This window comes from Acinetobacter sp. YH12120, assembly GCF_013418795.1.
Lineage (GTDB): Bacteria > Pseudomonadota > Gammaproteobacteria > Pseudomonadales > Moraxellaceae > Acinetobacter > Acinetobacter towneri.
In genome coordinates this window covers 66,551-78,728 of sequence record NZ_VPBI01000005.1, presented here as the reverse complement: position 1 = coordinate 78,728, position 12,178 = coordinate 66,551, and the positions used below count along the sequence as shown (strand labels likewise).

Sequence of the window (12,178 nt, the reverse complement as noted above, 5' to 3'; positions counted from 1 at the left end):
GCAGTTTGATCAGTGCTGACCAAACATTTTGACTACCATGCGCTGCGCCTGTTTACCGTAAAACCAGTAGGTCAGCAGATACAATGGAATTGCAATCAGTAAGAACATGATCACCACCACACTCATAAATTGTGGTTGTTGCAAATATTGTAAAAAATCTTGCCAGATACTTGGGTTCTGCCGTGAAAAAATCACCAAACCTAACAATAAAAAGGCCAAGTTATAGCCCCAAAAAATCAGGCTAAAGCCTAAAGTAAATTTTTTACGTTCAGCATCGGAAGGTGCACGGCGTTGTTGCTTTAAAAATTTATACAGCACCAAAATCATTGCCACCAAATAAGGCACCGCCGTTAAAATACCGCCTACACCTGCAGGTAAAAGTGCAGCCAACACGCCACAAATACAGGTCATCACAAAGCAATACAGGAAAAACCAAAGAAAATAACGGCTTAGTGATGGCATAGTGCAAACTCAAACAAAAGATTCAAACTAGTATAAAAAAATTTGATTTTTTTTTCATAAGATTGTCAACCGAATCGCAACGCATGGCGTTATATAGGCTACAAGGTCACAACAACCGTTAATGTGTATTGGCATCCACAATATTTTCGGTGACCTGACTAAAGCAATAAATCGCATGCAGTGAAGTTTTGAACAGCAGCCAAAGCTTTACTGCATCGCAAGTTTTCTTTGACCGACGATTTCATCATCACTCGAATCGTCGGTCTTTATTTTTTAAGGTCTTTTTTTAGCCTTTCTAACATCAGTATTTTAACTCTCTATATTTTTCTATACAGATCACGACAGATTTTACTTTCCCTTCTCTTTAAAATCTCTGCGACCTAAATTGTCGCTTTAAAAGCAGAAAACTGGTTTTTTGCCGCAGTGTTGCGCTCAGTTATGTTAAGTTATCCCATAATTCAACATCAAGATTGGAACACGCATGGCTGTTCATTTTTTACATACGTCTGATTGGCATTTGGGGCAATTTTTCCATCACCATGAACGTGAATATGAACATACTGAATTTTTAAATTGGCTCTTAACTCAAATTAAAAGCAAACAGCCGAATGCCCTGCTCATAGCAGGCGATATTTTTGATGTGGTCAATCCTGCTTCGAGCGCTCAGAAACAACTCTATCAATTCCTTACCGATGCGCATGTGCTTGCTCCACACATGCAAACCTTAATGATTGCAGGCAATCATGACTCTGGGTATCGCATTGAGCAAGTTGAACCCTTTTTAGACCGCTTCAACGCCAAAGCTGTGGGCGTGATTGGTAAAACAGCCGAGCAAAAATTAGATTTAGATAAACTCCTAGTGCCTATTTATGACGCTGCGCAAAATATTGTGGCATGGTGTCTGACCCTGCCCTATTTACGCAGTGCAGAAATTACAGGTTTAAATGAACATAGCAGTGACAATCAATCTGCGGTTGCTTACTTACATCAACAACTGATTGCAGAAGCCAAAGCCCGTAAACAACCCGATCAAGCCCTGATTTTAATGTCACATGCACACATGCAAGGTGGCGAAACTTCCGACTCAGAACGCCCAATTGTAGTGGGGAATGAAGAAGCCTTATCGACTGCGCTGTTTGATGAGGTGATTGACTATGTCGCACTCGGACACTTACACAAACCGCAACAGGTCGGACAGCCACACATTCGCTATAGCGGCTCACCCATCCCTTTATCATTTAGCGAGCTGAATTATAAACACCAAGTCCTTGAAGTTAGGATTGATCCATTACAGGCAGATGCACAGCGTTTCCAATATGAAAGCTTGCTTATTCCACGTACGGTAGAGCTGCTTCGGATTCGCTGTGAACTTTCTGAATTAATCACCGAACTGAATAAATTGCCAAAAGATGAAATTGCAGAAGTTTGCGCACGGCATTTTTTAGAAATTGAATATATCAGCGATGCCCCGCCACCCATTGATTTACGCCAACAAATTGAACAAGCACTGCCTGCCAACCGCTATCGTTTACTGCGCATTGCACGACGCTTTCAAAACTGTGAAAACTCGAACGTGCAACAATCAAAAATTGATTTAGAGCCGCCTACGCCTGAAAAATTATTTTTAGATTTATGGGAAAAAATGGGCTATCAACCTGACCCAGAAGTGAGCCAAGATTTTTTACAGCTTTTGGCCGAAGCCCAACAAGAACTTGATCAGAATAAAGCTTAAGGATTTGCCATGAAAATTTTACGTTTAAGTTTAAATAATTTGGCATCTTTGGCAGGCACGCATGTCATCAATTTTGAAGATGAGCCACTGGCACAGGCAGGTTTAATTGCAATTACGGGCAAAACTGGTGCAGGCAAATCGACTTTGCTGGATGCCATGTGTTTGGCACTTTATGACGAAATTCCACGTTTGAGAGGTGCAACAGGCAGCCTGACCGATACCGCAGGCAAAGAAATTTCCTTAAAAGATTCTAAACATATTTTACGTCGTGGTACGACTTCTGGCTTTGCAGAACTTGAATTTATCGCGCTTGATCAAAAACGCTATTCGGCACGTTGGCAAATTCGCCGTGCGCACAATAAAGTGGATGGGAACTTAAAAGTTGAACGTGCCATCACCTGCTTAGATGAACAACGGGTTTTAAATCAAAGAATTTCTGAAGCTACGCCAATTGTAGAGCAGTTGATTGGCCTTAGTTTTGAGCAATTCACACGCGCAGTATTATTGGCACAATCGGAAGTTGGGGCATTTTTAAAAGCCAAAGACCATGAACGGGCAGATTTACTTGAATATTTAACCAATTCGCAAATTTTTACCGAAGTCAGTAAACGTGCAGCCGTTAAATTTAGTGAAATTAAACAAAAGCGAACAGATCTTGAAAATGTCATGGGGCATGTGGTGCTCCTCAGCGATGAAACACTAAAAGACTTAGAAACCCAACAACATGACCTAAGTCAACAATTAGCTTTGCTGACCCAAACCGAAAAACTGTATGAAAATGATGTGAAATGGCACAAAGATTGCCATGAACTCTATGCCAGCACCCAAGCTAAAAAAGAAATATATGATGTTCAAGTCGATGCCGATCTTAAACTCGCCTCTCAAAAACAATTGCTCAAACATTTAGATGAATTTCAAACCATCCGCGAGCAATTTGTCTTGCGTCAGCAAGCAGATACCGAGCTAAAAAATCTGAATCAGCAGCTTTTGAAATTTGAACCAAACTTGCAACAAGCGGAATACGCACAACAGCAAGCGATTAGTCAGCAACAGCAAGCGGAAAAAGACCTTCAGGCATGGCAGCAGCATGTTGAACAATTGAAACCACAACTTGAAATTGCGGCACAGTTACAACATGAAATTTCTAGCAAACTTCAACAATATACCGCTTTGGATGCTGCACAAAAATTATTTGCAGAGCAGCAAATTCAGCCTGTGCAAAATAATTTGAAGCAACTGACGACTCAACTTGCAACCGAGCAACAACAACAGCAACATTTACAACAGCAATTCAAACAGACTGCGGCATGGGCAAATTTTGATGATAATTTAGCCCTTACGTTGCAACGTCTGCAAGATTATTTGCAGCTTGAACAGCAGCTACGTCAGCAAAACCCTACGCTGTTCCAATCTGCATTAGATACTTTAATTGAGCAACAACAACATACACAGCAACAACTGTTGGTTTGGGAAAAACAATATCAACATCCTGAACAACTTGAGCAGCAACTCACGGCAGAGCAACAGCAATTACAACATGCTTTAAAGAGTGTGCATGTTTTAGAGCGCTTGCAACAGGCACTTGAACAATGGCAACAACAGACCACCCTATTTGAGCAGTTACAACAGCGTCAGCAAGAAACTTTAAGTCTGCAACAGCAGACACAGACTCAAATTCAAACCCAACAGCAGCAAGTGCAAATTACTGAACAAGCCTTGCAACAATTACAGCAGATCTTTGAACAGCAGCGTTTATTGCAGCATCAAAGTGTGCAGGATTTACGTGCCCAATTAAAACCGAATGAAGCCTGTATGGTCTGCGGCAGCCATGAACATCCGTTTATTCAGCATGAAAATTTACTCAGTGACGCTTTAAACCAATTGCAGGATCAGCAATTGCAGCAGGCCAAAACTGAATTTGAGCATGCGCAAAAACAGCTACAACAATTGGAGCGTGCTCGCAGTCAATACGATGCAACTTATCATCAACAACAACAACGCAGTCTTGAACTGCAACAGCAACTTGAACAACAACAGACATTGGTGCAACAGCTTGCAACATCCTTATCTTTAGATTTGGATGCAGCGCTGCCTGTTGCAAAGCAAATTGAACACGTACAGCAACATTGGGCAACAACACATCAATCCACTCAACACTTGCAGCAGAGTATTCAACAAGCAAACGATACCCTGAAACAATGGCGCAATGCTGCACAGCAGGCAGAACAACTCAAATATGCTATTCAACAACGCCAAGACCTCGCTCAGCGTTTACAGCCTATTTTGTCGCTTTTAGATGCAGAACAAAGACACGCTTGGCTCAATCAACCGATTGAATACTATCAAAATGCCTTACAACAGTTAGAGCAACGTCATCACTTGCAGCAGCAGCAAGTTCAACTGAGCAAAACGATTGAACAACTGACTCAACAACAGCAGCAAGTGCAAGAAAAGTTGCTATTTTTACAACAGCAACATGCAGAGAAAACCCTACAACTGCAGCAGATTAAAACTGCAGGAAGTGAGCTGCGTGATCAAATTAAGCAGCTTACAAGAACTCATGCGGGATGTGAATATCAGACCTATCAAGAATGGCAGCAGGCTTTAGATCAGCAACAACAGCAACTCAATCTTGCACTTAGCACACAACGAACTGTACTTAATCAAGCAGAACAGGTGTTAAAAGACTTACAACTGCAAAAACATGGTTTGGATAGTAGAATTCAACAGCGCATGCAGCAACACACTGAATGTCAGCAACACATTGCAACGTGGCAAGCGACACACACGCATTTTCAAGCCAGCATCATTGATAAATGTTTACAGATTTCTTATGCCGAACATCAGCAAATACGCAACATGCTGCAGCAACAACAAAACAGTTTGGAGAGTGCTAAAACGGCTTGGCAAACATTGGAAGAGCAATATCAAAAACACTTAAAGCAACAGCCACAACTGAGTTTTGACGAGGTCACCACGCAACTGGCAGCGCTGCAAACAGACAAAGCCAAACAACAGCAAAACTATAATGAGATTGAGGCACAGCTACGCCTGAATAGCACCAATCAAGGGATTTTTGCTACCTATCAAACTCAAATTGAAAATATCAAAGCTGAAGAATATCGTTGGGGACGTATTTACGATTTAATTGGGCATAAAGAAGGGACAAAATTTAAGAAAATTGCCCAAGAACATCACTTGGATATTTTGGTGGAATACGCCAATCAGCAATTGCTACCACTGAGTTCGCGTTATCAATTGCATCGTATTCCAGACAGTTTGGGGTTAGCGATTATTGATTTAGATATGAACAGTGAAATTCGCCCTGTTCTGTCTTTATCGGGTGGCGAAACCTTTTTGGTTTCTTTAGCTTTGGCACTAGCAATTGCCAATATGGCATCTGGCTCAATGAAACTGGAATCGCTATTTATTGATGAAGGCTTTGGCACTCTCGACCCGACTTCCTTGCACATGGTGATGAATGCCTTAGACCATCTGCAAAGTCAGGGACGTAAAGTGGTGCTGATTTCGCATATTCAGGAAATGCACGAACGAATTCCTGTGCAAATTCAAGTCAAACCAGTGGGTGCAGGGGCAAGTGAAGTCAATGTGGTGGGTTAAAGCCAATACTGCCTAAAATCTGAAGATTATTTGTCGATTGAAGAATTATTGAGATGACTGTGAGATTTCAGATTTTAGGCTTCCATGAAGTTGTATTGAATTTATTTTAAAATCACCCACACTTTAAGTACTTAATTTTATGGATATAAAAACGATTATTCTCTTTGCTGTATTGCCCAGTTTAAGTATTATTTTTCTCACATGGTTAATACGTTTCCCTAAACCTTGGGTTTTTAAAGCGGTTTTAATTTTTGAAATCATTCTCACCGTCTGCACTTTAGTCATTGAGTTGGATGCAAGAAAAACACCTGGAAATAGCGGTTGGACCATCATTTTCACAGGCTTCTTTCAGTTCTGTTTTTTGCTATTTTTACTGATTGCCCGTATTCGAATCTGGATAGAAAATAAATCTTGAATGTCTACTTCACCTATTTACTGGACGGAAGTGGCGCTTTCTAAAAATAGTGAAGGTCATTAAAAATAATCTACACAAGCCAAAACTTTGACAGCTTTACAGCATACATAACTAAAAAAGCCTCGACATCCTGTCGAGGCTTTCTAGATTCATTTTTTGGTATAACTCCTGTCGTACCAAGCACTTCCGTGTTGTTCTATTTCTTATTCTTCTTATTTAGGAAACTCCCTGATTCCCGATAAGTTCATATTAAGAAAATCCAACCTTCAGCACTAGCCGCAAAATTCCGCATTTCATGTCAGCCAAAACGTACAAGATAATGTTTGCAAAATCTTGGCAGATTCTTTGTTCATCTAGCAATTAAGCCTTGGAATAGTCACGTGCGCCAAACAATGCTGTACCAATCCGTACCATAGTTGAACCTGCTGCAATTGCGGCATTTAAATCGCCCGACATCCCCATACTCAAAGTATCCCAATCTTCAGGTTGTGCATGTTGTGCTTTCACTGCATCAAACAATTGTTTGGCATCTTGAAAAGCTTGAGGATGATCAGGTGCAGGAATCACCATCAAACCGCGTAGTTTTAAATGCGGTAATTGGCTGATCTGTCGGACTAATTCTGCAACTTCGCTCGGCTGACAACCATCCTTCGTGTCTTGCGCATCAATATTTACTTGTAAACAAATATTCAGGGGCACTTGTTGAGCATCGCGCTGATTCGATAAACGCTCGGCAATAATCAAACGATCTACCCCATGCACCCATGCAAATTTTTCTGCCAAATGTTTGGTTTTATTGCGCTGCACATGCCCAATAAAGTGCCATTCAATTTCTAAATCACTCAGGGCCTGCATTTTATCCAAAGCTTCTTGCAAATAATTTTCGCCAAAAGCGCGCTGCCCTGTCACATACATTTCACGCAAGGCTTCACTCGGATGAGTCTTAGACACTGCCAACAATTGCACCGTATTTGGCTCGCGCTGTGCCAACTGGCATGCCTGTTGAATTTGTTGCAAAACCTGAGTGCGCATAAGCTGCAGATTATTCATTGATGCATTTCTCATTTCATTCATCTTTTTTTACCTTGTCCAGCAACTAACAGTTGGTTAAGCTGATGGAAAGCCGTATTATTCTATCAAAATAATTAAGATTTAATTGATCTCGGGGACTTTCATGGATATTACAGAATTATTGGCGTTCTCCGCTAAAAACGGCGCTTCGGATTTACACTTATCTGCGGGCATGCCACCACTGATTCGTGTGGATGGTGAAATTCGTCGAATTAACTTACCAGCATTAGAACATAAAGAAGTACACAAATTAGTGTACGACATTATGAATGATAAACAACGTCGTGATTATGAAGAAAATCTAGAAACGGACTTTTCTTTTGAAGTCCCAGGCGTGGCTCGTTTCCGTGTGAACGCATTTAACCAAAACCGTGGTGCAGGTGCAGTATTCCGTACCATTCCTTCTAAAGTTTTGACCCTTGAAGATTTAGGCATGGGACAAATCTTTAAAGATATTTGTGAATATCCACGTGGTTTGGTATTGGTGACAGGCCCAACAGGTTCAGGTAAATCAACCACACTTGCCGCGATGATTGACTTTATTAATGACAATCGCTACGACCATATTCTGACCGTCGAAGACCCAATCGAATTTGTACACCAATCTAAAAAATGTTTGGTTAACCAACGAGAAGTACACCGTGATACGCATGGCTTTAACGAAGCATTACGTTCGGCACTGCGTGAAGACCCTGACATTATTCTAGTTGGTGAGATGCGTGACTTAGAAACCATTCGTTTGGCACTGACTGCTGCTGAAACGGGTCACTTGGTATTTGGTACGCTACACACCACCTCTGCAGCAAAAACCATTGACCGTGTGATTGACGTATTCCCTGCCGAAGAAAAAGACATGGTACGTGCCATGTTGTCTGAATCTTTACAAGCCGTCATTTCACAATCCCTGCTCAAGAAAAATGGTGGTGGTCGTGTAGCTGCGCATGAAATCATGATTGGTATTCCTGCAGTGCGTAACCTGATTCGTGAAAACAAAGTAGCTCAAATGTACTCGGCAATTCAGACTGGTGCCAACTACGGTATGACCACCCTTGACCAGAGTTTGAAAAACTTGGTATCGCGCGGTGTGATTAGCCCACAAACGGCTCGTACGGTTGCAAAACAGCCTGAATCATTCTTATAAGTTTAAAATTCGAGATACGCGATGGACTTTAATGATTTACTGAATTTAATGATTCAGCAAAAAGCGTCTGACTTGTTTATTACAGCCGATGTTGAACCTTCCATGAAAATTCATGGACAAATTGTGCCTGTAGCCAAAAGTAAACTTACAGGTGAAATTGTCGGTCAGCTGCTTAACTCAATTATGAGTGAAAAACAGCGCAAGGAATTTGCCGAAACCCGTGAATGTAACTTTGCGATTACCAACCGTGAAAAAACAGCACGTTTCCGTGTCAGCGCATTCCAACAACGTGATGAGCCGGGCATGGTACTCCGTCGGATTGAAACCAAAATCCCGACCATGGATGACTTGAAACTGCCACCTATTCTCAAAGATTTGGCGATGACCAAACGTGGCATCATCATTTTTGTAGGTGCGACAGGTACAGGTAAATCGACCTCTTTAGCGTCTATTATTGGTTACCGCAACCAAAATTCCAAAGGTCATATCATTACCATTGAAGACCCGATTGAATTTGTGCATGAACATGCAGGCTGTATTATTACCCAGCGTGAAGTCGGGATTGATACCGACTCCTTTGAAATCGCATTAAAAAATACCTTGCGTCAAGCGCCTGATGTAATTCTGATTGGTGAGATTCGTTCCCGCGAAACCATGGATTATGCAATTGCCTTTGCCGAAACAGGTCACTTGGTATTTGCCACCCTGCACGCCAACAACGCTAACCAAGCAATTGACCGTATTATTCACTTCTTTGAAGCAGACCGACATAACCAGTTGTTCATGGATTTGTCGCTAAACCTGAAAGCGATTGTGGCACAGCAATTAATTCCAACCATAGATGGCAACTCACGTCGTGCTGCGATTGAAATTTTAATTAACTCACCATTAATTGCAGATTTAATCCGTAAAGGTGATGTGCACGAAATTAAAGACCTAATGAAGCGTTCTCGCGAATTGGGCATGCAAACCTTTGACCAAGCTTTATACGACCTCTATAAAGCCAAGCAAATTAGCTACAAAGACGCACTTAAACACGCCGACTCGCCAAACGATTTGCGTCTACAAATCAAATTATCAGAAGAAGGTGGCGAGCGTTTGTTACATGCAACCTCGAATATTACCTTCGATGGGCAATAACTTCGCAACAATGCTTAAACACAAACAAAATAGGCTTCCATACGGAAGCCTATTTTTTATACCTACAGCAAATTATTTCTTGCGCAACGCTTCACGACATTCTGGCGCATCACAATAACCATATAAATTCAGCGAGTGCCCTGTGAGCTCAAAACCAAATTTCTCTGCCACATCATGCTGTTCTTTTTCAATAGTATCATTAATAAATTCAACCACTTTGCTACAGTTCAAGCAAACTAAGTGGTCGTGGTGATCTTCCTGCATGATTTCAAACACAGAATGATTGTTCTCAAAATTATGACGCTCAATAATGCCTGCAGCTTCAAACTGTGTTAACACACGATACACAGTTGCTAAACCCACATCTTCACCCTGATCGAGTAAAGTTTTGTAGATATCTTCTGCACTTAAATGATGTTGTTTTGAATTTTCCAATAATTCTAAGATTTTAATTCGTGGAAGGGTAACTTTAAGTCCAGCTTTGCGTAATTCTTGATTTGAAATAGGCATGAAAAAAGGTCTCTCAACAAAATTAAAGTTGGAATATGCAACAAAGTTAAGATGCAGTATGATCTAACACTGGATCAAGATCAAATGCATCATAATTAATTTGGGATAGTGTAGCAAAATGCAAAAAATCATGTTGACGTTATTGGTCACTTCACTGCTCGCAGGCTGTTCGACCTTGGGCGTTTATAAAGTCGATATTCCACAGGGTACACCTTTAACCCAAGCTCAAGCGTCTAAAGTCCAAGTCGGTATGAGTCATCAACAAGTCCGCTTTTTGCTGGGCAGTCCTACCATCGCCGACCCGATGAATCCATTACGTTGGGACTACATTTACAACTATATCCCAGGAACTTATGCTAAAAAAGCCAAGATCCCTGCCGCGCATGGTCAGCATTTGAAAATCTTTTTCAATCAAAATGGTATTGTAGAAAAAGTTGAAGGATTGGAAACGATTCCAGAATCTCAACCAGGCCTACCAGGATCGAAAGAAGCGATTCTCAACGCGCCACCACTATAGCCGCTTTAGAATAAAAAGAAACCCCTCACTGAAATTCATCTGAGGGGTTTTTTAAATCATTGCAATTGTCTCAAGCGATTGCTTTTGGCATAACGCCCTACTGGGTTCTTTGCGGCACGTTTACGACGAATATCTTTCGGGTTAATGGTCAAAGCACGATAAATCTCAACCCTATCACCTGCTTGTAATACATGCTGCGGCTCAACCCGTACACCAAAAATACCCAGCATCAACGGTTCAGGTAAAGTCGTTGCTGTCACAAGTCCACTCTGCTGAATTGCATCCAGTACAGTCATGCCCTGCTGAAATGCGACAGCCACATGCCATTGTTGTTCGGGTGTGGCATACGCCACCCAAACCTGCGCCATTTGACTCATGCGATCCACTGTCCAATTAACGCCACCATCGCCACTACGATAGATACAGGTAACACCACACGTACCGCAATACGCCAAATGTTATAAAAGGCTTCACTGCTAAAGTTCATGGCTTTACGCAAATGGCTGATTTTCATAATCCAGCCTGCAAAAATAGCGTAAATCAAACAAATAACTAAGCCCCAAAGCAATAAGGCAAAATTAAATACAGGACTAATGGCAGGAATTGCCCAAGCCAAAGTTGCTGCAATCAATACAACCCACTGAATCGCAACCACCATTTGACGTTGTGCCAATTGTTCACGTGCCAATTGTAATAAAACCGCTGCTGCTGCAACAGTTGCCACCACCAAAGCCAATGCTGGAATTTGTGCTTGCACGGCAAAGAATGCAAAAGCAACGACTGCCAATAGCTGAGCAATCCAAATTGGCAATACCGTTGAAGTTGCTGCAGATTGTTGCTGTACTTGCGGCAAACTAGTTTGCCAGTACAAGCCCATGCCTAAACCACTGGCCACCAAAGCCAAAACGGTTGCACTGCCCCATTCGCTAAACTCAATTGAGGTGACTTGCCATGCAGGGAGTTCTGAACCCATCACCATCGATAAAACCAAAGCCGCCACAACAGCAACAGCGGTACATAGCAATAAAATTTGACGCGGCACTAATGACAATGCCAGTGCGAAAATAGCCACAATCACAAATAAGACATGACTAGCCAAGTCTGCAGCGGCATATTGATTTAAAATTTGCGCAGCATTAGACAACAAACCGCCTGCTAAAAATGGAATGAACACCACTGCAAGCCAGCCCACCAAACGCCATTTTTGAGAAGCATCGGCATCACGGGTTAAACTTGAAAGTGCTTGTAATGCTGTCGTTTTTGAGCGTTTGGCTAAGGCAATTTCCAAATAAGTAATCGGTAATGCCAAAATCAGCATGGTTGCTAACCACAACAACCAAAAGTCGAGCTGGCGCTCAACCTGAATACCTGTCATTGGTGCGAGTGTGGCAATAATAATGAATGATAAACCAAATGCCATCAGCGGCGATAACCATCGTGACATAGCATTGTCCTGCATGACGCTGTCCTAATAAAAATCTACGGCTATTTTGCCTTTGTCATCAAGGAAAAGCAAAACCTCAAAAAAGAAAAAAGCAAACTATCGTTAGACAGTTTGCTGCGCAAATT

Annotated in this window: 11 protein-coding genes; 6 read left to right on the top strand and 5 right to left on the bottom strand. The window is 41.7% G+C overall.

What is annotated here, in order from left to right; translation table 11 throughout:
• Positions 1 to 9: 9 nt before the first annotated feature.
• Entirely contained in the window at positions 10 to 462 is a 453-nt protein-coding gene (locus tag FTU58_RS05350; RefSeq protein WP_180062170.1) for an ABZJ_00895 family protein, read from the bottom strand.
• A 481-nt stretch (positions 463 to 943) separates the two neighbouring features.
• Between FTU58_RS05350 and FTU58_RS05345 the strand changes: the two genes are divergently transcribed.
• The 3 genes from FTU58_RS05345 to FTU58_RS05335 all read left to right on the top strand — a co-directional run bounded on the left by FTU58_RS05345 (position 944) and on the right by FTU58_RS05335 (position 6,230).
• A complete protein-coding gene (locus tag FTU58_RS05345) occupies positions 944 to 2,194 on the top strand; it encodes an exonuclease SbcCD subunit D C-terminal domain-containing protein (RefSeq protein WP_154320420.1) in 1,251 nt (416 codons plus the stop codon).
• A gap of 9 nt (positions 2,195 to 2,203) precedes the next feature.
• A complete protein-coding gene (locus FTU58_RS05340; RefSeq protein WP_179996952.1) occupies positions 2,204 to 5,815 on the top strand; it encodes an AAA family ATPase in 3,612 nt (1,203 codons plus the stop codon).
• 139 nt (positions 5,816 to 5,954) lie between these two features.
• Complete coding sequence (locus FTU58_RS05335) at positions 5,955 to 6,230, top strand: hypothetical protein (RefSeq protein ID WP_004975329.1); 276 nt, start codon at positions 5,955 to 5,957, stop codon at positions 6,228 to 6,230.
• 360 nt (positions 6,231 to 6,590) lie between these two features.
• On the opposite strand, the gene FTU58_RS05330 is transcribed toward FTU58_RS05335, so the two are convergent.
• Positions 6,591 to 7,280, bottom strand: a complete 690-nt coding sequence (locus FTU58_RS05330) for a YggS family pyridoxal phosphate-dependent enzyme (RefSeq protein ID WP_167846204.1) — start codon at positions 7,278 to 7,280, stop codon at positions 6,591 to 6,593.
• 124 nt (positions 7,281 to 7,404) lie between these two features.
• Here FTU58_RS05330 and FTU58_RS05325 point away from each other — a divergent pair, with 124 nt between their 5' ends.
• Positions 7,405 to 8,442, top strand: coding sequence for a type IV pilus twitching motility protein PilT (locus tag FTU58_RS05325; protein ID WP_004975327.1), 1,038 nt, complete (start codon positions 7,405 to 7,407; stop codon positions 8,440 to 8,442).
• A gap of 21 nt (positions 8,443 to 8,463) precedes the next feature.
• Positions 8,464 to 9,582, top strand: coding sequence for a PilT/PilU family type 4a pilus ATPase (locus tag FTU58_RS05320; protein WP_004975326.1), 1,119 nt, complete (start codon positions 8,464 to 8,466; stop codon positions 9,580 to 9,582).
• A gap of 72 nt (positions 9,583 to 9,654) precedes the next feature.
• On the opposite strand, the gene fur is transcribed toward FTU58_RS05320, so the two are convergent.
• Positions 9,655 to 10,092, bottom strand: a complete 438-nt coding sequence (gene fur / locus FTU58_RS05315; protein WP_004975325.1) for a ferric iron uptake transcriptional regulator — start codon at positions 10,090 to 10,092, stop codon at positions 9,655 to 9,657.
• Between the two features lie 118 nt (positions 10,093 to 10,210).
• On the opposite strand from fur, the gene FTU58_RS05310 reads away from it, so the two are divergent.
• A complete protein-coding gene (locus FTU58_RS05310) occupies positions 10,211 to 10,609 on the top strand; it encodes an outer membrane protein assembly factor BamE (protein ID WP_004975323.1) in 399 nt (132 codons plus the stop codon).
• Positions 10,610 to 10,665: 56 nt separating this feature from the next.
• Here FTU58_RS05310 and FTU58_RS05305 read toward each other — a convergent pair whose 3' ends face one another.
• Together FTU58_RS05305 and FTU58_RS05300 are read right to left on the bottom strand one after the other, a co-directional pair.
• Positions 10,666 to 10,986 (bottom strand): RnfH family protein, encoded by a 321-nt coding sequence (locus FTU58_RS05305; protein ID WP_004975319.1) that lies wholly within the window; start codon positions 10,984 to 10,986, stop codon positions 10,666 to 10,668.
• Positions 10,983 to 12,068, bottom strand: coding sequence for a hypothetical protein (locus FTU58_RS05300; RefSeq protein WP_180062169.1), 1,086 nt, complete (start codon positions 12,066 to 12,068; stop codon positions 10,983 to 10,985). The genes FTU58_RS05305 and FTU58_RS05300 overlap by 4 nt, the downstream gene beginning before the upstream one ends.
• Between the last annotated feature and the right edge of the window lie 110 nt (positions 12,069 to 12,178).